This is a genomic window from Streptomyces sp. NPDC048111 (assembly GCF_043202815.1).
Lineage (GTDB): Bacteria > Actinomycetota > Actinomycetes > Streptomycetales > Streptomycetaceae > Streptomyces.
In genome coordinates, this window is sequence record NZ_JBIDBD010000042.1 from 24,909 (window position 1) to 44,968 (window position 20,060).

General features: G+C 73.3%; 18 protein-coding genes and 2 tRNA genes. 5 read left to right on the plus strand and 15 right to left on the minus strand.

Translation table 11 applies throughout. The annotated features are described in order from the left end of the window. Positions 1-4: 4 nt before the first annotated feature. The 4 genes from ACGF3I_RS33175 (at position 5) to ACGF3I_RS33190 (ending at position 3,708) form a co-directional block, all read left to right on the plus strand. The gene (locus tag ACGF3I_RS33175) at positions 5-763 is read left to right on the plus strand and encodes an amino acid ABC transporter ATP-binding protein (RefSeq protein WP_393138700.1); all 759 of its coding nucleotides are present in this window, start codon (positions 5-7) and stop codon (positions 761-763) included. Between the two features lie 227 nt (positions 764-990). Next, a complete protein-coding gene (locus tag ACGF3I_RS33180; protein ID WP_393138664.1) occupies positions 991-1,749 on the plus strand; it encodes an IclR family transcriptional regulator in 759 nt (252 codons plus the stop codon). A gap of 75 nt (positions 1,750-1,824) precedes the next feature. Then, positions 1,825-1,898: transfer RNA gene (locus ACGF3I_RS33185), tRNA-Lys, on the plus strand. A gap of 226 nt (positions 1,899-2,124) precedes the next feature. Continuing rightward, a complete protein-coding gene (locus tag ACGF3I_RS33190) occupies positions 2,125-3,708 on the plus strand; it encodes an MFS transporter (RefSeq protein WP_393138666.1) in 1,584 nt (527 codons plus the stop codon). Between the two features lie 134 nt (positions 3,709-3,842). Here ACGF3I_RS33190 and ACGF3I_RS33195 read toward each other — a convergent pair whose 3' ends face one another. From ACGF3I_RS33195 to ACGF3I_RS33215, 5 genes are all read right to left on the minus strand, one after another. Further along, on the minus strand, positions 3,843-4,757 hold the full coding sequence (locus ACGF3I_RS33195; protein WP_393138668.1) for an SGNH/GDSL hydrolase family protein: 915 nt from the start codon (positions 4,755-4,757) through the stop codon (positions 3,843-3,845). A gap of 82 nt (positions 4,758-4,839) precedes the next feature. After that, the gene (locus ACGF3I_RS33200; RefSeq protein WP_393138670.1) at positions 4,840-6,471 is read right to left on the minus strand and encodes an AMP-binding protein; all 1,632 of its coding nucleotides are present in this window, start codon (positions 6,469-6,471) and stop codon (positions 4,840-4,842) included. A 26-nt stretch (positions 6,472-6,497) separates the two neighbouring features. Then, on the minus strand, positions 6,498-7,097 hold the full coding sequence (locus ACGF3I_RS33205; protein WP_393138672.1) for a lytic polysaccharide monooxygenase: 600 nt from the start codon (positions 7,095-7,097) through the stop codon (positions 6,498-6,500). A 147-nt stretch (positions 7,098-7,244) separates the two neighbouring features. Beyond that, the gene (locus ACGF3I_RS33210) at positions 7,245-8,417 is read right to left on the minus strand and encodes an SPFH domain-containing protein (RefSeq protein ID WP_393138674.1); all 1,173 of its coding nucleotides are present in this window, start codon (positions 8,415-8,417) and stop codon (positions 7,245-7,247) included. Between the two features lie 17 nt (positions 8,418-8,434). Next, positions 8,435-9,799 (minus strand): peptidoglycan-binding protein, encoded by a 1,365-nt coding sequence (locus ACGF3I_RS33215; RefSeq protein WP_393138676.1) that lies wholly within the window; start codon positions 9,797-9,799, stop codon positions 8,435-8,437. A gap of 195 nt (positions 9,800-9,994) precedes the next feature. Here ACGF3I_RS33215 and ACGF3I_RS33220 point away from each other — a divergent pair. Continuing rightward, positions 9,995-10,068: transfer RNA gene (locus ACGF3I_RS33220), tRNA-Lys, on the plus strand. 65 nt (positions 10,069-10,133) lie between these two features. On the opposite strand, the gene ACGF3I_RS33225 is transcribed toward ACGF3I_RS33220, so the two are convergent. The 10 genes from ACGF3I_RS33225 to ACGF3I_RS33270 all read right to left on the minus strand — a co-directional run bounded on the left by ACGF3I_RS33225 (position 10,134) and on the right by ACGF3I_RS33270 (position 19,620). Then, positions 10,134-11,117 carry a glycoside hydrolase family 6 protein gene (locus ACGF3I_RS33225; protein WP_393138702.1) on the minus strand — a complete coding sequence of 328 codons (984 nt, stop codon included), beginning with the start codon at positions 11,115-11,117 and terminating at the stop codon, positions 10,134-10,136. 338 nt (positions 11,118-11,455) lie between these two features. Beyond that, a complete protein-coding gene (locus ACGF3I_RS33230) occupies positions 11,456-12,139 on the minus strand; it encodes a class F sortase (protein ID WP_393138678.1) in 684 nt (227 codons plus the stop codon). Between the two features lies 1 nt (position 12,140). Continuing rightward, entirely contained in the window at positions 12,141-12,716 is a 576-nt protein-coding gene (locus ACGF3I_RS33235) for a hypothetical protein (protein ID WP_393138680.1), read from the minus strand. A 101-nt stretch (positions 12,717-12,817) separates the two neighbouring features. Next, the gene (locus ACGF3I_RS33240) at positions 12,818-13,597 is read right to left on the minus strand and encodes an HAD-IIA family hydrolase (protein ID WP_393138682.1); all 780 of its coding nucleotides are present in this window, start codon (positions 13,595-13,597) and stop codon (positions 12,818-12,820) included. A 148-nt stretch (positions 13,598-13,745) separates the two neighbouring features. Then, a complete protein-coding gene (locus ACGF3I_RS33245) occupies positions 13,746-14,822 on the minus strand; it encodes a 2-aminoethylphosphonate ABC transporter substrate-binding protein (RefSeq protein ID WP_393138684.1) in 1,077 nt (358 codons plus the stop codon). Positions 14,823-14,901: 79 nt separating this feature from the next. Further along, positions 14,902-15,699, minus strand: a complete 798-nt coding sequence (locus tag ACGF3I_RS33250) for an ABC transporter permease (RefSeq protein WP_393138686.1) — start codon at positions 15,697-15,699, stop codon at positions 14,902-14,904. Beyond that, on the minus strand, positions 15,686-16,501 hold the full coding sequence (locus ACGF3I_RS33255; protein WP_393138688.1) for a 2-aminoethylphosphonate ABC transporter permease subunit: 816 nt from the start codon (positions 16,499-16,501) through the stop codon (positions 15,686-15,688). Before ACGF3I_RS33255 ends, ACGF3I_RS33250 begins: the two co-directional genes overlap by 14 nt. A gap of 202 nt (positions 16,502-16,703) precedes the next feature. Next, complete coding sequence (locus ACGF3I_RS33260; protein ID WP_393138690.1) at positions 16,704-17,783, minus strand: ABC transporter ATP-binding protein; 1,080 nt, start codon at positions 17,781-17,783, stop codon at positions 16,704-16,706. Then, positions 17,780-18,475 carry an HAD family hydrolase gene (locus tag ACGF3I_RS33265; protein WP_393138692.1) on the minus strand — a complete coding sequence of 232 codons (696 nt, stop codon included), beginning with the start codon at positions 18,473-18,475 and terminating at the stop codon, positions 17,780-17,782. The genes ACGF3I_RS33260 and ACGF3I_RS33265 overlap by 4 nt, the downstream gene beginning before the upstream one ends. 14 nt (positions 18,476-18,489) lie before the next feature. After that, the gene (locus ACGF3I_RS33270) at positions 18,490-19,620 is read right to left on the minus strand and encodes a TIGR03364 family FAD-dependent oxidoreductase (RefSeq protein ID WP_393138694.1); all 1,131 of its coding nucleotides are present in this window, start codon (positions 19,618-19,620) and stop codon (positions 18,490-18,492) included. Between the last annotated feature and the right edge of the window lie 440 nt (positions 19,621-20,060).

The following is a 20,060-nucleotide window of genomic DNA, read 5'->3' on the forward strand; positions in this document are numbered from 1 at the left end:
CGAGATGCCCGTGAAGAAGAAGAGCGGCGCCGAACTGATCCGCTTCGAGAACGTGACCAAGCGCTTCGGCGACAACACCGTCCTCGACGACCTCTGCTTCACCGCCCGCAAGGGCAAGCACGTCACCCTGATCGGCCCGTCGGGTTCGGGAAAGACCACCATCCTGCGCCTGCTCATGACGCTGGAGACGCCGGATTCGGGGACCATCCAGGTCAACGGGAACCGGCTGTTCCCCGCGGACGAGAAGGAACGCAGAGAGGCCCGCAAGAAGATCGGCATGGTCTTCCAGCAGTTCAACCTGTTCCCCAACATGAGCGTCCTGCGCAACATCTCCGAGGCGCCGGTCCGGGTGCTCGGGCTCTCGGCGGACGAGGCCGAGGTGCGGGCCCGCGAACTGCTGGACCTGGTGGGCCTCGACGAGAAGCGCGACGCCAAGCCCTCCCAGCTCTCCGGCGGACAGCAGCAGCGGGTGGCGATCGCCCGGGCGCTGGCGATGCGGCCCGAGGTGCTCCTCCTGGACGAGGTGACCTCCGCGCTCGACCCGGAGCTGGTCGCCGGCGTCCTCGACCTGCTGCGCGACATCGCCCGCAGCACCGACATCACGATGCTCTGCGTCACGCACGAGATGAGCTTCGCCCGGGACATCTCGGACGAGGTGATGATGTTCGACGCCGGCAAGGTCATCGAATCCGGGCCGCCCGAGCAGATCTTCGGCGCTCCCGAACACGAACGCACCCGGGAGTTCCTCGGCGCGATCGCCTGACCACCCACCGTGCACGGCGCTGACCTCCGGCTCCGGCCGCCTCGGCGCCCGCACGATCGTGCCTCTGGCATATGCCACGGTGGCGCGCCCCAGGACAGAGCCCTGGAGCGCGCCACCCATCTCGTCAACAGCCCCACCACGAAAGGGTCTTGGCGGCTATCGTGGAACGGCAGACCTGCCACCTCCGCTCCAGACGAGTTCCGCCGGACAGGCCCTAGGGGGACAATGTGGCGCTGAAACCGGAGCCGACCGCGCCGTTCCATTCGGTGCACTACGTCCTGCGGGTCCTCGAGGCGATCTCGCGGCACGGCGGGGGCGTGACCGACGCCCAGATCGCCCGCGAGGCGGGTCTGCCCGCCGCCCACCTCACCTCCATGCTCCTCATGCTGCGGCGCGAGGGCTATGTCGAGCAGGTGGCCGACGGGGCGTACGCGATCGGCGACTCGATGGTCCTGCTGGGCTCGGGCGCCGCCCGCGAGCAGGCCCTGGAGGCCAAGCTCCAGGACACCCTCATGTCACTGCGCGACTCGGTGGGCGCGGCCGTCTACATCAGCCGCTACATCGACGGCGAGGTCAAGATCACCCAGTACGCGGACGGGCCGCGCGCCCCCAAGGTCAACGAGTGGGTCGACTTCAAGTCCGCGGCGCACGCGAGCGCGGTCGGCAAGTGCCTGCTCACCCAGCTCGACCAGAACGGCCGCCGCGACCACCTCTCCCGCCACAAGATCGCCCGGCTCACCTCGCGGACGATCACCAGCGAGCGCGTCCTGTTCTCCAAGCTCGACAGCCAGCCCGCCACCGTGCCGGTGCTCGACCTCCAGGAGTACGCGGTCGGCACGGTCTGCGCGGCGGTTCCGCTGACCGCGGGCTCGGCGGTGGGATGCCTGGCCCTCTCGATGCCGATCGAGCACGCCCACCGCCTGCGCGCCGCGGCCGACACCCTCAACCGCGGGGCCGCGCCCATGGCGCTCTCGCTCGCCATCTGAGGCCCGGCCCGGGGCTCCCGCGGCGGATGGTCATGAGCACCCTGGAGGACCGGGTAGTATTTTCTCTGTCAGCAGGCGCCGCTAGCTCAGTTGGTTAGAGCAGCTGACTCTTAATCAGCGGGTCCGGGGTTCGAGTCCCTGGCGGCGCACAGACGGAGAAAGCCCCTCGCAGCAGCGGGGGGCTTTTTCGTGCGCCCGCGCGCACCCCGCCCGCGCGCATCCCGCCCGCACCTGCGCGCCCGCACCAGGCCGCCGGTTCCGCGCCGGCCCGCCCGAGCCCCCTCCCCTTCCCCGGATCACCCGTCCCCACATCCATACGGCCGTCTTACACGTAAGTACTAGACAACCGTTTAAGACGCTCGTACATTACTTCCCATGACGCACTCGACGAGCACCACAGCGAGCACCACCGGCGGGCCCGGACTCCGCGCAGGGCGCAAGGAATGGACGGCCTTCGTCGTCCTCCTGCTGCCCCTCCTCCTCGTCTCGATGGACGTCTCCGTCCTGTACTTCGCGCTCCCCTCCATCAGCCGCGAGCTCGACCCGTCGGCCACCCAGCAGCTGTGGATCATCGACGTCTACGCCTTCGCCCTGGCCGGCCTGCTGATCACGATGGGCTCGCTCGGCGACCGGATCGGCCGGCGCAGGCTGCTGATGTTCGGCGCCGCCGCCTTCGGCCTCGCCTCGGTGACCGCCGCGTACGCCACCAGTGCCGACATGCTCATCGCCGCGCGGGCCCTGCTCGGCGTCGGCGGAGCCACCCTGATGCCCTCGACGATGGGCCTGGTCCGCAACATGTTCCGCGACGACAAGCAGCGCGGGCAGGCCATCGGCATCTGGTCCGGCGCCATGGCCGGCGGGATCGCGCTCGGTTCCGTGCTCAGCGGGATCATGCTGGAGCACCTGTGGTGGGGCTCGGTGTTCCTGATCAACGTGCCCGCGATGCTGCTGCTCCTGGTGCTCGTGCCCGTCCTGGTACCGGAGTTCAAGGACCCGGAGCCCGGCAGGTTCGACCTGTTGAGCGTGCCCCTGTCGATGGGTGCGGTGCTGCCGATGGTGTACGGGCTCAAGGAGCTGGCCGCCAACGGGTTCTCCACCACCAGCGCGGCCTGTGTCGCGGCGGGCCTGGTGCTCGGCGTCGTCTTCGTCCGCCGTCAGCTCACCCGGCGCGACGCGATGATCAGCCGCACGCTGTTCCTGCCCGGCCGCGGCTTCGGCGCCGCGATCTCGCTCAACACGATCGCCGCGTTCGCCATGATGGGCTCGGCGTACTTCACCACCCAGTACCTCCAGTCGGTGCTCGACATGAGCAGCCTGCGGGCCGCCCTGTGGAGCGTCGCCCCCTCGCTCGCCATCGGCGGCGCCGCCCCGGCCGCGACCGCCATCGCCCAGAAGGTGAACCGGGCCTACGTCATCGCCGCGGGCTTCCTCGTGGGCGGCGCCGGATACGCGCTCCTCGCCCTGCTCGGCACCGACTCGCTCTGGCTCCTGCTGGCCGGTACGGCGATCATCGGCATGGGGATCGTCACGGTCATGGCGCTGGTCTCCGACATGGCGCTGGCTTCGGCCCCCGCCGAGAAGGCCGGTTCGGCGGCCTCGCTCCTGGAGACGGGGCAGGAGTTCGGCGGGGCGCTCGGGATGGCGGTGCTGGGCTCGATCGGCACCGCGGTCTACCGAGCGGACATGCCGGCCTCGGCTCCGCCGGCCGCCCGCGAAACCCTGGGCGCGGCCGTCGCCGGCGCCGACCGGGCCCTGGCCACGGTGGCCCAGGAGGCCTTCGTGCACGGCATGCAGTACGCGGCGGCCGGCGGCACGCTGCTCCTGCTGATCGCGGCGGTCGTCGCGGCCCGCCTCCTGAGGGGCCCGGCCGAGGCGGCTCGGGCGGCGGCAGCGGCGCAGGACGAGGACTCCGCGGAGGCGGGGCCGGTCCGGGCCGCCGCGCAGCCGGCGGTGAGGTGACACGAGAGGTACGGGGGCGCGCCGCGCACGCCGAAGGGCCGGTCATCCATCCTGGGATGCCGGCCCTTCGGCGTGCGCGGTCCGTACGTGCGTGCCTGCGTGGTTACTTGCCTGCCTACGCGGCGAGGGGAGCGTCAACCACCCAGCGCGCGCAGCACCGTTGAGGCCTGGTGGTCGGCGCCGAGGCGGTTGGGGTGGAAGGGGACGGCGAGTCCGGGCGGGTCGGTGGACAGCGGCAGCAGACCCTCGACCCACCGCTTGCCGGGCGGCTCGCAGATGTCGTGCCCGACGCTGCCGCGGTACGTGTCGACGAACGTGGCCCCGCCGTCGCGGGCGGCGGAGGCGAGCATGGCGTTCAGCTCCCGGAGCCGGGCGCCGAACCAGACGAGGTCCTCGTCGAGGATCGGCACCGTCGGGTAGCAGCCGTGTTCGGCGCCGACGCCGGCGAGGTAGTCGACCACCAGGACGGTCGCCCGGGGCGAACGCCGGTGGATCCCGTCGAGGACCGCCGTGATCCGCGACCGGGCCGCGGCGATCCGCTGCGACATCAGATCCTCGCCACCGGCCCCCGCGAACCGGGTACGGCACGGACGGGCCAGCGGACCGGGCAGCGGGTTGACGCAGCCGACGACGGCGCCGGCGAGGCCGATGTCATTGCCCCCGATGCCGACGGTGACGAGGTCGGTGTCCGGGGTGAGCCGGTCGAACTGGGCCGGGTTCACCCCGGCGGCGAGCAGGGGTACGTGGCCGACGTGCTGCGGGCTGGTCATCTCGGCGGTGGTCGCGCCACCACACGTGGCGTCCCGGAAGGTGCGCACACCGAGCTTGGCGGCGACCTGCTTGGGATAGTTCCAGGTGCTCTGGGCGCAGCCGGTGGGGGCGTAGGTGTGATCGATACCGATCAGGGTGACGTCGGCGGACCAGGAGTCGCCGAGGGAGACGTATTCGCGGTAGTGGGCGCCGGGGGGCGGGGCGGCGCCTGCGGTGGGGATGGCCAGGAGGGTGCTGGTCGCCGTCAGCAGTGCGGCGAGGAGGAGGCGGCAGTTCACACCCCCACCCTTGAGGTTCCGGGTGGGTCCGCGCGGCATCCCGCCCCGAATTCACCCGTTCCGTCCACACGGGTGCCCGGGATCAGCCCGGGCGGAGGGCGCTCACGTCCTGCGGGGTCAGGAGGCGGTAGGGGGCCGTGGGGGTGGGCCGGTGCCAGACGGGGCCGGGCGACCAGAAGCCCTGTTCCCGCAGCACTCCGCGCCGCACCTTGTTGGTGGCCGTGACCGGCAACCGCTCCACCACCCGCACGAACCGCGGCGCCATCTTGGTCCCCAAGTCCCGCTGGGAGGTGAGGAATTCGAGGAAGGCGGCCGGGTCGAAGGACACGCCCTCGCGCAGCGAGAGCGCCGCCATCACCTGGTCCCCCGTCACCGGGTCGGGGACGGCGTACACCGCCACCCCCGTCACGCACTCCCACCGCGCGAGGATGTCCTCGATCATGGCGGCCGCCAGGTTCTCGCTGTCCACCCGGATCCGGTCGTCCGTACGCGCCGCGAAGTAGAGGAAGCCGTCCGCGTCGCGGAAGAAGAGGTCACCCGTCCAGTACCACCCGCCCCGGCGGCGCTCCGCGTCGGCGGGCGGGTTGCGCCAGTAGCCCTCGAAGGGGTTCGGCGCCCGGTTCACCAACTCCCCTATCGCGGCGCCGCCGTTGAGCAGGCGCCCCGCCGGATCGAAGCGCGCCCGCTCGCACTCGCGGCCCGTCTCCGGGTCGACCACCGCGAGGTCACCGCCCGGCGCGGCCCTGCCGATCGCGCCCCGCGGGGTGCCCGGGGTGCGCTGGATGGCGGCCCCGCCCTCGGAGGATCCGTACCCCTCGGTGAGCCGTACCCCGAACCGCTCGGCGAACCGGTCCGCGTCGGCGGCCCCCGCCTCGGTCCCGAACCCGGCCCGCAGCCGGTGGTCCCGGTCGTCGGGGCGGGCGGGCGTGGCGAGGAGGTACTGCACGGCCCGGCCCACATAGGTGAAGTACGTGGCCCCGTGGGCCCGTACGTCGTCGAGGAAGCCCGAGGCCGAGAACCGGTCCCGCAGCGCCACGGCCGCCCCGGTGGCCAGCGCCGGGGCCCAGTTGGCGATCACCGCGTTGCCGTGGAAGAGCGGCATGCAGATGTAGTGGACGTCCTCCGGGCCGAGCCGGAAGTGCGCGGCCAGGGACTCGCCCGCCGCCGCGAGCCGCCCCTGGGTGCAGATCGCGGCCTTGGGCGCGCCCGTGGAGCCGGAGGTGAAGTACAGCAGGAGCCGCCTCGACGGGTCGACCGGCCCGACCGTCGCCTCGCCCGGCTCCGCGCCCGCGTACGGCGCGAGCAGCGTCTCGTACTCCTCGGTCCCGGTGACCAGGACCCGTACGCCCGGCAGGTCGAGGCCGTCGAGCAGGGGACGGCGGGCGGGCCCGGTCACCAGGACGCGACATTCCGTGTGCAGGATGTCGCGGGCCAGTTCGGGCCCGCGGCGGGTGGGGTTGATGCCCGCGACGGCGGCCCCGGCGAGGGCCGCCGCGCTGAGCCAGAGCGGGAATTCCGGAGTGTTGTCGAGCAGGACCCCGAGGTGCGGCTCGACACCTCGGGGCAGCAGCTCGGCGAGGAGTGCGGCGCGGGCGGCGGCGCCCGCGGCGACCTGGTGGTGGGTGAGCTCCAGATCGCCGTACCGCAGTCCGGTCCGGTGGTCGTTCCACTGGCGCCGTACGTAATCCGACACGGTCGGCACACGCTTCGTCATGGCGCCGCACGGTAGTTGACGTACCGTCAGAACTGAACGTCCGAGCAGGCGTAGAAGGCGTTCCCGGTGTCCGCGACCGTCCACACCGCGAGGACCATCTGGTGCCCGGTGCGGCCGGCGGGGATCGTCCCCTGGTGCGAGAGCGTGGCCGGGGGCTGCTTCCCGCCGTACGGGACCACCAGGAAGGGCTGGGTGTCGAGGGCGGCGCGGGTGAGCTTCTGCGTGGGGTTCCAGCCCTGCTTGGTGAGGTAGTAGCGGAAGTCGGTCGTCGCGTGGCGGGCGGTGAACTGCCAGCGGAAGGTGTAGGTCTGACCGCCCGTCAGTTTTGTGGTCGGCCAGCCGGTGCCGCCGCGCGGCGCGTCCAGCTCGGCGAACCTGCTGTTGCCGCCGGCGCAGATCGCGCCGTCGGGGGGCCCGCCGGCCGGAAAGCCCTTGGGCCCCTCGACGGACTGGGGCTCCCACTGGATGTCACCGCACCCGGTGACCGTTCCGTTGGCGCAGAGCTTCTGGCGGCTGATCGGCTGGTCGGTGTAGCCGTGGCTGCTCGCACTGCCGGTCGCGAGCAGGGACGCGCCGAGCGCGGCGAGTCCCACCACAACGGCACCGAGCCGCTGCTTCTTTCGCATGCTGTCACTCCTGAAAGAACGTGGGGAGTTCAGGGATGGAGCTGCACGCGTGCGGTTGTTCATGTTCCGGTCTAGACCAAGTAACAGATTATTGACGGGAGTTGGGCGTGTCCAGGCCAAGAACCCCACCAGATTCCCCGGGGCCCCTCAGGCGCCCTCCCCCGCGCCCCGGCCGGTGTAGAACGCCACCGTCAGGTCCTTCACCAGGACCTTGCGCTCGTACGCGTCGAGCTCCACGAGACCCCGCGAGGTCAGCCGCTGCACGGTGTCGTCCACCGCGTCGACCACCGAGGTGAGCACCGCGTCCCGGTGCCGGGCGTCGATGGCCGCGACCCGCTGGCGCCGCATCGCCGCCGCGACCTCGGGGGCGTACTCGATACGGGTCGGCTGCGCCGAGTACAGCTCGATGCCGACGGGCTCCGCCTCCGCCTTGAGCATGCGGGTCAGCGCGTCGCCGACGGCCTCCGCGTTGCGCAGGGTGGGCGCGTCCTCGTGGAAGGCGTCGGCGGGGAGCTGGGACAGGACGCGCGCCATGGCCGCCTCGACCTGTTCGCGCAGGTAGCGCTCGTGGTCGGCGACGGCGAGGGTGGCCCGCGCGGTGTCGCGCACCCGCCACACCACCAGGACCACGACCCTGAGCGCGGTGCCGTTGGCGTCCACCGCGCCCATCGGCTCGCTGCGCCAGTGCCGCAGCCGCAGATCGACCCGGCGGCGCAGCAGCAGCGGGCTCGTCCACACCAGGCCGGTGCGCCGCACGCTGCCCCGGTAGTCGCCGAACAGCGAGAGCACCCAGGCATGGCCGACGTGGCCGCGACCGAGCCCGCCGAACGCGAGCACCGCGACGACGACGCACAGCGTGAGCAGCCCCCACTGTTCGAGCCGTACGCCGTGGTAGGCGTGGACCGGAAGGCGCAGCAGCGCGGTGACCGCCCGGGGCAGCGCGCCGGCCCACCACGCCACCGCCCCGCACCCCGCGAGGGCGAGGACGCCGACGGCGACGGCGACCGGGCCCGCGACCATCGGCCCCGGCCGCTCCGAGATCCCCGGGTCGACGGGCGTGGCGGGCCTGGCCGGGACGGCGACGGCCGTGCGCACACCGGCCTGCTTGGGCGGACGGGCCACCGGGCGCGGCGGCGCCGGTCCGACGGCGGCGACCACCGGGTTCGGGCCGGTGTCGTCGCGGAACAGCAGGTGGACGGGGATCTCCGCGGTGTTCTCACTGCGGATCACGGCCACCCTGCGCCCGGTGTCGGGCGTCGCGGCGGCGGGGCCGCGCGGGGGTTCGGCGCCCTGGGGGGCGGGTGGGGTGGGTGGGTGCATGCTCGTGTCTCCCTCCGTCATGCGAAGAGCCGCCGCCAGGTCTCGGGGCCGGGGTAGCCGTCGGCCTCGGCACCCGACCAGCCCTGGGCCCGCTGGAACGCCTCGACGTTGCGCCGGTCCGCCTCGCCCCAGCGCGGCCCGGGGCCCGAGGTGTAGTAGCGGCCGAAGCCCCTGGCCACGAGCCGGCGGCCGAGCTGGGTGACGTACGCGTTGTCCTGGCCCACCCGGAAGAAACTGCGGCCGGGGTAGGCGGGCAGGCCGGCCGGGGTGCCCGCCTGACCGGTCGCCGGCCCCGGGGTGGGCGCCGGCGCCGGGGCCGCGGGGGCGATGTCCTTGCCGCCGCCCTGGACGAGCAGCGCCCAGGTCGCCGCACCCGGGATCCCGTCGGCGTCCGCCCCGGTCCAGCCCTGGGCCTGCTGGAAGGCGCGGGTGGCGTTGAGGTCGGCCGAGCCCCAGCGCGGGCCGGGGCCCTCGGTGTAGAAGCGGGCTCCACCGCGCTTGACCAGCATCTGTCCGAGCCGGGTGACATGGGCGTTGTCGGCGCCCGGGCCGAACATCGAGGCTCCGGGGAACGCGGCCGACGGATTCTGGGCACCCGCGTCGGTGGCCGTGCCGGTCTCCCCGCCGCCGGTCCCGGTGGCCAGGCCCTTGTACCGGTAGGGCACGTAGTTCGCCGAGTTCTTCCAGTACGCGTACGGGGTGGCCTGCTTGCGGGTGCCGGGCGGGGTCTGTTCGTAGGCCGTGTAGTAGCTCTTGGTGTGGTCGGTCCAGCCGCCGAAGATCACGACGTGCGAACCCTTGGTGGGGTTGCTCGGGTTGTGGAAGAGCAGGATGTCGCCGGGCTGGAGCTCGTCACGCGTTATCCGCACCGCGAACTGGGCCAGGCTGCCGGTCCACTCGTTGGTGCCGAGGTCCCACGCCATCGACACGAACCCCGAGCAGTCCTGCCGGTAGCCGTCGGTCCAGAACGCGTCCATGTTGTACGGGACGGGCGCGGCCACCCAGGCCTTGGCCCGGTTGATGATCTCGGCGCGGGTGATGGGCCGCAGGTGGGCGGGCGCGCCCTGGGCGGGTCGGCCGGGCGCGCCGTGCAGCCCGCTCTGGCCGCCCTGTTCGGTGGGCGGGCCGGGGTCGGCGGCCCGGTTCGTGCCGGGGCCCTCGGCCTGCGGGGCGGGGGCCGCCGCGGCCACCGCGCCCCCGCCGAGCACCACCGAGGCGGCGGTGGCCGCCACCAGCGCGCGCCGGGCGCCGCCGGCCGCGGGGTGTCCGCCGTCGCGCACCGGGAGCAGCCGGGTGCGCCGCCGGTCCGCGCAGCCGGGGCAGGCACAGGCGCCCTTGGGCTCGAAGTCCTCGAACACCGGCCCCGGTGCGCTGGATCCCATCGGCGCTCGTTTCGGTTCTTCCATCCGCTGCCCCTCCCGCTCGTCTTTTTTTCGCGTTTCGGTCCGGACAGAGGTGTCCCAGCTGTCCCTACATGCGGCATTTTGACGGAACGAAACGGATAAAACGAACATCTGACAGCGTGGCGCTGGTCAAAACCACCCTCAGGAGTCCGGTAAAGTTTTCCGTGTCAGCAGGCGCCGCTAGCTCAGTTGGTTAGAGCAGCTGACTCTTAATCAGCGGGTCCGGGGTTCGAGTCCCTGGCGGCGCACGCACCACCGAGGCCCCCTCGCCCAGCGAGGGGGCCTCGGTCGTTTCCCGTGGCGGATCCGCGCCTCAGCGCGAGTTGTCCGCGAGCGCCAGGGCGTATTCGGGCCACCAGGTGCCCGCCGGGGGCCCACCCCGGCACGGGCCGTCCGACTCCCCCGGCCGCTTGGCCCAGACGTACGCGTCGACCGCGCCCCCTCCGGTGTCCGCCGTCGGGCGCTCGCCGAGGGCGCGGCCCGGCGGGTTGCACCAGTTCTCGGCCGGGTCGCCCCCGGTGTAGGGGCCGTTGCCGTTGCGGCTGGTGTCGATCACGAAGTGCTTGCCGCCGACCTTGGCCGAGAGCCGCTCGCCGAAGGCCCGGCTCGCCCGCGTGGTCTGGAAGTTGGACACGTTGACGGCGAATCCGTCGGCGGCCTCGATGCCCGCCCGCCGCAGCGGTTCGTCCAGGGCGTCCGGGGAACGCCAGCCCGCGTTGCCCGCGTCCACGTACACCTTGACGGCGGGCTGGCGCTTGAGCCGTTCGACGGCGCCCTTCAACAGGGCGTACCGCGCCTCGTGGAACGGCTCGGGCGTACAGCCGTCGACCAGGTGCAGCACCGCGTCCGGCTCCAGGACGACGGTGGCGGGGCGCTCGCCGATGCCCCGGGCGACCTGCTCGACCCAGCGGCGGTAGGCGTCGCCGTCGGGGGCGCCGCCGCGCGAGAACTGGCCGCAGTCGCGGTGCGGGATGTTGTAGAGGACGAGCAGCGCCGTGCGCCCGGCGCCGGCCGCGGCCCCCGTGTAGCCGCGCACGGCGGCCTCGGGGTCGCCGCCGGCGATCCACTCGCCCACCGGCTGCTCGGCGATCTTCCGGATGAGCGCGGCCTTCGCGTGGTCCCCCGCTCTGGTGTACGCGGCCAGCTGACGGGCCGCGCTGGTGTCGGGGTCGACCCAGAACGGGCCGTGCCCGGCCGCCGGCCGCGCCGCGCCGGGGCCGTCCGGGCGCCCGCTCGCGCCCGGGTCCGCGCCGCCACCGGATCCGCCGCACCCCGCGACGAGCAGCGCCGCGGCCAGGGCCGGGGCCCAACTCCCGTACCGGCGCGCCTTCGTGGGGCGTCCCGGGCGGAGCGGGCAGTCGGCGCTCAACTGCTCAGCAGCACAAGGCGAGTTGGCGGTTTTTCGACCTGGGCCCGCGGTCCCGGGCGGTCCTAGAGTGGTGGGGTCGGCCCCATGCCCGGACGCCTCACGACCATGCCCGCCGGAACCTCCCGCGGCGCCGGGCTTCTCCCGCAGCCCGCGCGCCGGCGGTCGAGGACCGGCCCGGCCGGCGGTTACGGGGGGAGCGGGCCGTCGGCCGGGCCAGGTACCGCGCGGCCGTCCGCGCTCCGGTGCCGGCCGCCCGCGCGGCGCGCTCAGGGGTCCGACGGCTTCGAAGGGGCCGCGTCCCTCGCGTCGGTCAGATAGGCCGAGACGACCACGTTCGCGGTGTACGCCTTGGTCGTGCGGTCGTAGGTGCCGCCGCAGGTGATCAGGCGCAGCTCGGCGCGACCGCGCCGGCGCGGCCCGTACGCCTTCGCCGCGTCGAAGTGGGTGCGGGGGAAGACCTGTACGTCGTCGATGGTGAACTCGGCGACCGTGCCGTCGGCCCCGGTCACCTCGACGTGCTGGCCGGGACGGGCCGCGCTCAGGCCGTAGAACACGGCAGGCTTGCTCCGGGTGTCCACGTGCCCGACGAGCAGGGCCGTACCCGCCTCGCCCGGCCGGCTGCCGCCGCCGAACCAGCCGACCGTGCCGGCCTGGGCGTAGGGCGGCGGGTCGACCGCTCCGTCACCGTCCAGACCGCGCGGCACGACCGGTGCCGCTATGCCCAGGGCCGGGATCTCCACCCGGCGCGGTTCGGCGCCTTTGAGCGGGTCGTGGGCCGGCGGCAGCGGCACGCCGAGCGGCCGGCCCACGGCGGCTATGTCACCGGTGGTGGGCGCGGACGTGCTGCCGGTGCCGCCGGTCGCGTCCCGGCCCCACAGCCACAGGCCGAGCAGCAGCACGGCCCAGGCGAGGCCGGTCACCAGCCGCCCACTGCCCCGTGCCGAGGACATGTCAGCCGCCGTTGCGCCGGCGCCGGACGCTGCGGGACGCCACGGCGACCGCCGCCACCGCCGCGAGCCCGAGCCCGATCACCGCGTGCCGGGTGCCGGGGCCCTGTTCCTTGGCCTCGGCGGCCTCCTGGGCCGCGAGCGTCGCCGTGCCGCCGCCGCCCGCGTGCACGGGCCGGTACGGAGTGGGGCGCCCGTGGTCGTGGTCGTGATCGTGGTGGTCGCCGCCGTGCACGACGGTGAGGCGGCCGCTGGCCTTGCCCGAGCTGTCCTTGCAGTTGACCCAGATGTCGTAGTCCCGGTCCTGCGCGTCCGAACGGATGCGGGCCTGGGCGTAGAGACCGCCGTCGGCGGCGGGCTTGAAGTGGGCCTCGGAGACGAACGCGTCGGACGTGCCGATCGCCTCACGGCCGCGGCACACGCTGACCCGCAGGTCGACCTCCGCGCCGGGAGCGGTGGTGCCGGGGGTGACCCGCACCGATCCGTGCGGCTCGGACTCGGCCACCGCGGGGGACGCGGGCAGCACGGTCAGGGTGGCGGCCGCCACGGCCGCACAGAATGTGATGGGACGGATGCGCATCGTGAACCTCCTGCACCGAGATTCACGTGCGGGGCCGCATTCCGCATCCCGAGGGCGTGGCGACTGGGCCGGATGGGCCAAGCCGCCCGCCCCCGTACGGCTCAGACCAGCTTCACCAGGTCGGCGATCGAGTCCACGATCTTGGAGGGCCGGAACGGGTAGGACTCGACGTCGGCGGGCCGGGTCAGACCGGTCAGGACCAGGAAGGTCTGCATGCCCGCCTCCAGACCCGCGAGGACGTCGGTGTCCATCCGGTCGCCGATCATGGCGCTGGTCTCGGAGTGGGCGCCGATCGCGTTGAGGCCGGTGCGCATCATCAGCGGGTTGGGCTTGCCCGCGAAGTACGGCTTCTTGCCGGTCGCCTTGGTGATCAGGGCGGCGACCGCGCCGGTGGCGGGCAGCGGGCCCTCCTGGCTCGGGCCGGTCTCGTCCGGGTTGGTGCAGATGAAGCGGGCCCCGGCGTTGATCAGCCGGATCGCCTTGGTGAGCGCCTCGAAGCTGTAGGTACGGGTCTCGCCGAGGACCACGTAGTCCGGCTCGTGGTCGGTCAGGACGTACCCGATGTCGTGCAGGGCCGTGGTCAGGCCCGCCTCGCCGATGACGTACGCGGTGCCGCCGGGCCGCTGGTCGTCGAGGAACTTCGCGGTGGCGAGGGCCGAGGTCCAGATGTTGTCGACCGGCACGTCGAGACCCATCCGCAGCAGGCGGGCGTGCAGGTCGCGCGGGGTGTAGATGGAGTTGTTGGTCAGGACGAGGAAGGGCCGGCCCGACTCCTTCAGCGTCTTGAGGAACGCGTCCGCACCGGGGATGGGGGTGCCCTCGTGGATGAGGACACCGTCCATGTCGGTGAGCCAGGATTCGATCGGCTTGCGCTCTGCCATGGGTGCGGACTCCTGCGTTCTGCGCGGTCTTCTCGCGCTGATGAGCTATCAGCTGGGGCGCCGGCGCACCGCACTGTGCGTTGCCGGCGCCCCCAGCCTAGTCAGAACCGCCGGTTCTCGACCCGGTCGATCGCGGTACGGACACGGCTCAGCTGCTGGTGGCGCTCTTCCAGGCGTCCACGTACGCGGGCAGGTTCTTGGCGATGTCCATCCAGTCGGGCTGGAAGACGTCGACGCCCCGCATCAGTCCGGCGAGCGCGACCGCGTTGGCGTCGGTGGCCTTGATGTCGGTGCGGGCCGCGAACCCGCCGCCGATCTCGCTGACCGCCTTCTGGGCGTCCTCGCTCAGCATGAAGTCGAGGAGCTTCTTGCCGTTGGCGGTGTGCGGGGCGCCCGTGACCAGGCCGGCCGCGTACGGCAGGCCGAAGGAGGACGGCTTGGTGCCGCTCGCGGTGCCGGGGAACCAGATCCCGAGGTTGGGCATGGTCTTGGCCTGCGCGAAGTTCATCTGGACGTCCCCGTTGGCGGCGAGCAGCTCGCCCTTGTCGACCTTGGGCGCGAGCTTGCCGGTGGAGGCGGACGGGCCGACGTTGTTGGCCTGGAGCTTGTGCAGGTACTCCATCGCGGCCTCCTTGCCGCCGAAGTCGTGCATCGCCTTGATGACGAGGGCGGTGCCGTCGCCCGCGACGCCCGGCGTGGAGTACTGGATCTTGTTCTTGTACTGGGGGCCGAGGAGGTCGTCCCAGTTCTTCGGGGCCTCCTTGAGGACCTTCTTGTTGTAGACGAACCCGAAGTAGTTGTTGACGACGGCGGTCCAGGCACCGTCGGGCGACTTGGCGCCCCCGTCGACCTTGTCGGCGCCGGCCGGTACGTACCGCTGGAGCAGCCCCTTGCCCTGGGCCTGCTGGATGAAGGGCGGCAGGGTGACCAGCACGTCCGCCTGGGTGTTGGACTTCTCGCGGACGGCGCGCTGCACCATCTCGCCCGAGCCGCCCTCGACGTACTCGACCTTGATGCCGGTCTTCGTCTCGAAGTCCTTGAAGACCTTGTCGTACCAGCCGTCGCCCTTCTCGCCCTTGAGGCCGTCGGCGCTGTAGACGGTGACGGTCCTGGCGTTCGCGTCGGCCGACGAGTTGCCGCCGCAGCCGGTGAGGGCGGCGGCGAGGACGAGGGCGCCGGTGACGGCGGCGGCCGGCTTCCGTGCGGGGAGGGTGTTCTTGAGCATGAGGGTCCGACTCCTGGGGTTCGGGGCGGGGCAGATCGCGGCGAGGGGGTGCCGGGGATCGGGCGAGGGGTGCTGCGGATCAGCGGAAGGAGGCTCTGGTGCGGATGCGGGAGACGGCGAGCAGGACGAGCAGCGTCGTACCCATGAGCACCACGGCGACGGCCGCGCCGGTGAACAGGGACCCGCGGTCGGTGGCCGCGAAGATCTGCACCGGAAGCGGGGTCCAGTCCGGCGGGTAGAGCATCATCGTGGCGCTCAACTCGCCCATGGACAGGGCGAAGCAGAGCCCCGCGGCCGCGGTCAGGGACGGGAGCAGCAGCGGCAGCCGCACCCGCCACAGCACGGTCAGGGGCCGGGCCCCCAGACTCGCGGCGGCCTGTTCGTACATCGGGTCGAGGCGCCGCACGGCCGCCGAGACCGACTGGTGGGCGAAGGCCATGACCAGGACGGTGTGGGCCAGGATCACGATCCAGCGCGTCCCGTTGAGCAGCACCGGCGGCCGGGAGAACGCGACGAGCACCGCGAGTCCGACGACGACCGACGGCACGGCGACGGGCAGCACGAACAGCGTGTCCATGAGCCGGCGTCCGCGCCGCTCCAGGGCGGCCCCGGCGAGCGCCGCCCACGCGCCGACGGTCAGCGCGAGGACGCTCGCCACGAGAGCGGTGACCAGGCTCGTGGTCAGCGCCCGCAGCGAGTCCCCGGTGGTGGCGGCCCCGTAGTGGGAGGCGGTGAAGCCGGACGGGAAGGCCCCCGACCAGCTGGTGGCGAACGAGGCCGCCACGATGACGAGGAGCGGCAGGGCGAAGACGGGCAGGAACAGGACGAGGAAGACGGCCCAGGTGGCACGGCGGGCGGTCCGGCTATGCACCAACACGACGGCTCACCACCCGGTAGAGGCCGTAAAGGCCCACGGACATCGCGACGTTGACGACGGCGACGGCACAGGCGCCCGGATAGTCGGACTCCAGGATCGCCTTGCTGTAGACGAGCATGGGCAGGGTGGTGACCCCCTTGGCGCCGGTGAACAGCACGATGCCGAACTCGTTGAGGCACATCACCAGCACCAGCGAACCGCCGGCCGCGAGCGCGGGCAGGGCCTCGGGGAGGATCACCCGCCGCACGACCCTGGCCGGTCGCGCGCCCAGCGAGGAGGCCACTTCCAGCTGGGCGGTGTCCAGTTGGGAGAACGCGGCGAGCAGCGGGCGCATCACGAACGGCGTGAAGTACGTGATCTCCGCGAGCAGGACGCCCCAGGGCGTCGTCAGGAACTGGAAGGGCCCGCCGGCCGCCCCGGTGACGTCCGTCCACAGCCCGTTGGCCAGGCCGGTGGAGCCGTAGACGAACAGTAGGGCGAGCGTGATCAGGAAGGACGGGAAGGAGAGGAAGACGTCGATGAACTTCGCGACGGCCTTCCCGCCGGGGAACGGCACGAAGGCGATGACCAGCGCGAGCACGAACCCGAGCGCGAGGCATCCCGCGGTCGCTCCGGCCGCGAGCCACACGGTGGTGCCGAGCGCGTCGCGGAACGCCGCGGAGGCGAACACGTCGGCGTAGGGCTGGACGGAGGTGCCCCCGGAGTCGGGCGAAACCGACTGCCGCACGACGAGGGCGAGGGGGTAGAGGAAGACGGCGGCGAGGACGAGGACGGGGGGCAACGCCCATACGGCGCGCGGCACTTGACGCTCCCGCCGTGCGCCCTGGGCCGCGCCGCCGTGACGCCCGACGGACGGCTCGGGCGGTGCGGAGGACTCGGGCGGTGCGGGCGCCGCGGGCGGTGCGGAGGACGCGGGCGGTGCGGCGTCCCGGGTCGGGAGGGCTGCGTCCGGGAGGGCTGCGAGGGGCGCGCCCCTGTCCACGGCGCCCCTGCGCACAGCGTCTCTATTCACCGCTCACCCCCGCGGCCAGCAGCACCGCGTCCTCGGCGGCGAAGTGCAGGGCGACCTCGTCGCCCGGGGCGGGGGTGACCCGCAGCTCGCGGACGTCCGCCTTCACCCGGTGTCCGGCGACCTCCACGTACACCCGGTGCGTCGAGCCGCGCCACTGCACCTCCGCCACCGTGCCGCGCAGTTCGTTGGGCCCGCTCCCGAGGCCGACCAGGTGCGGCCGTACGCACAGGGTGGCGGTGGCACCCCGGGCGGCCCCGGCCGTGGCGACCGCGAGCTCGGCGCCGCCGAACAGGACCGAGCCGTCGCCCACCCGCACGGGCAGCAGATTGGCGTTGCCGACGAACGAGGCGGTGAAGGGGGTGCGGGGTCGCCGGTAGAGGTCCTGCGGGGTGCCGCAGTCCCGCAGCCGAGCCGCGTCCATCACGGCGATGCGGTCGGCCAGGGTGAGCGCCTCGACCTGGTCGTGGGTGACGTACAGGATCGTGACGTCGGGCAACTCGCGGTGCAGGCGGGCGAGTTCGGCCAGCATGTCGGAGCGCAGCCGGGCGTCGAGCGCGGAGAGCGGCTCGTCGAGGAGCAGGACGCCGGGACGGATGGCGAGCGCGCGGGCGATGGCGACGCGCTGCTGCTGGCCGCCGGACAGCTCGCGCGGATGGCGCCGGGCGAAGCCCTCCATGCCGGTCATCGCGAGGGCCTCGGCGACCCGTCCGGGGATCTCGGCCCTGGGCACCTTGTGGGCCCGCAGGCCGAACGCGACGTTGTCCGCGACCCGCAGGTGCGGGAAGAGCGCGTACTGCTGGACGACCATGCCGATGCCGCGCCGGTGGGGCGGCAGCCCGGTCACGTCGCGCTCGCCGATGAGCACCCGCCCCCGGACCGGCCGGACGAACCCGGCGACCGCCCGCAGCGCGGTGGTCTTGCCGGACCCGGAGGGACCGAGCAGGGCCATGACCTCGCCTGGCTCGACGGTGAGGTCGAGCGAGTCGAGGACCACGTTTCCGTCGTAGGCGACGGTGACGCCGTCGAACCGGACGCCGCCGCGGGATCCGCCGGGCGGGGCGCCGCCGCTCATGCGTCCTGCTCCAACTCGCCTATCAGAGACGGCAGTTCGGCGACGGATCCGAGCACATGGGTGGCTCCGGCGCCGGCCAGCGCCTCCTCGTCGTGGGCCCCGGTGAGCACCCCCGCGACGAGCGAGGCACCGGAGCGCACCCCGCTCAGCATGTCGTACGTCGTGTCCCCGGCCACCGCGATGTCGTGCACCCGGTCCACGGCGCCGGTCCGCAGGAGGGCGCTGAGCACCATGTCGGGGTAGGGGCGGCCCCGGCCGCCCGCGTCGGCGGGGCACAGGGTGAGCGGGACGAGGTCCCGCCAGCCGAGGGCGTCGAGGATCGCGTCCTGGGTGACGCGGGCGAACCCGGTGGACAGGACGACGGTCCGCCCCTGCGAGGCGAGCGTTTCGACGGCCTCGCGGGCGCCCTCGACCGGCGCGACGAGTCCCTCGCCGACGAGCGCGCCGTACGCCTCCTCGAAGGCGGCGTTGGCGCGGCGTGCCCTGCCCTCGTCACCGAAGAGGTGCCGGAAGACGGAGATCTTGGACTCGCCCATGGTGGCGCGGACGTGGTCGAGCATGGTGGCGTGCTCGGCGGAGCCCGGCTCGACGCCGAGGCGGTCGGCGGCGGCGCCGAAGGCCCGCTCGACCAGCCCGCCGTCGGCGACGGTGGTGCCCGCCATGTCGAGCACGATCAGCCCGTACGTTGTCATCGAGGTCAACTCCCTTACCAGCCCAGCTCGTTCGCGGTCTGTTCGGCGATGGCGGGCGAGCACGTCATGCCGCGTCCGCCGGGTCCGGTCACCAGCCACACGCCGTCCCGCACCTGCTGCCGGTGCACGACGCGCGAGGTGTCGGTGCACTGGGCGTAGACCCCGGCCCAGCGCCGCTGGATCCGGGGCAGCGGACGCCCGAGGAAGGACTCGACGACCCGGGTCAGGTGCTCGTACGGCTCCTCCAGCACATCGAAGGCGAAGGGGTGCTCGTACTCGTGCGTGTCGCCGATGGTGAGCCCGCCGTCCGCGCGCTGCACCATGAGCAGCTGCATCCTGTGCGCCGCGGCGGCCGGTTCCTGGGCCTGCCCCGCGTTCAGGGCGTCGAGGGCCTCGCTCGCGTACGCCGGGTAGTAGCGGAAGCTGTCGGCGTCGGCGACGGAGGTGGTGAGCGGTTCGCCCAGCGGCGCGGTCTGCATCATCTGCAGCCGTACGCGGCGCACGGGCAACCGCGGCGCGAGTTCGCGCACGAGTCCGCCCAGCCAGGCGCCGGTGCAGAGCACGACGGCGTCGCCGCGGTGGACGTCCCCGTGGTCGTCGCGGACGCCGGCCCCGTGGGGGCCCTCCAGGACCTCGCGCACCTCGCGTCCGCCGAGGTAGGTGTACGAGCCTGATGCCAACAGGGCCTGCTTCAGCGCGAGTTGGGCGGTACGGGGCTCCACGGCCGCGTCGCGCTCGCACCACAGGGCGGCGTCGAAGCTCCCGCGCAGGGCGGGGTTGAGGGCGCGGGCCTCGCCTGCGGTGACCAGCTTGTAGCCGCGGGCCGCGGCGTCTTCGCGGGCCAGCGCGGCCTCGGCGACGGCGCGTTCGAGCTCGGTGCGCAGGGGGGTGAGCGAGCCGTTGGGGCGGAAGCCGAGCCCCGGGACGCGCTCGCCGATCCCCTCCCACAGCTCGCGGGCCCGCAGCGCGGTCGCCAGCTCCTCGCCGCCGGCCCGGCCGCTGACCCATATCTGGCCGAAGTTGCGGAGCGAGGCTCCGCGCGCCTCACTCTCGCGCTCGATGTGTACGACCTCGTGGCCGCGTTCCACTGCGTGCCAGGCGTGCAGGGTTCCCAGCACGCCGGCTCCTACGACGATGACTCTCACGGGGGTAACGCTGTGGGGGGTGGGTTTCGGGGGGTGGGCTGGGGGGCGGCGGGGGGGTGAACGGGCCTGCAAGTTTGGCCTAGACCCGTTACGGGTCCGTTATCTGGCGCGGGGGGCGCCTCCGGGGGGGTTGCCCACCCGCCCGCCCGTGCAGGGGGCCGGAGGGTGCCTGGCCCTGGGGCTCCGCCCCAGACCCCGGCGCGCTTGCCCACCCACCCGCCCGTGCAGCGGGTTGACCCGGCTGAGCCCTGGGGCTCCGCCCCAGACCCCCAGGGGGCTTGCCCACCCACCCGCCCGTACAGGGGGTCGGAGGGTGCCGGGCCCTGGGGCTGCGCCCCAGACCCCCTGAGGGGCTCCGCCCCTCGGACCCCGGCGGGGGCTGCGCCCCCTGCACCCCCCTATCGCGCCTGAACGGCGCTCGTCCTCAAACGCCGGACGGG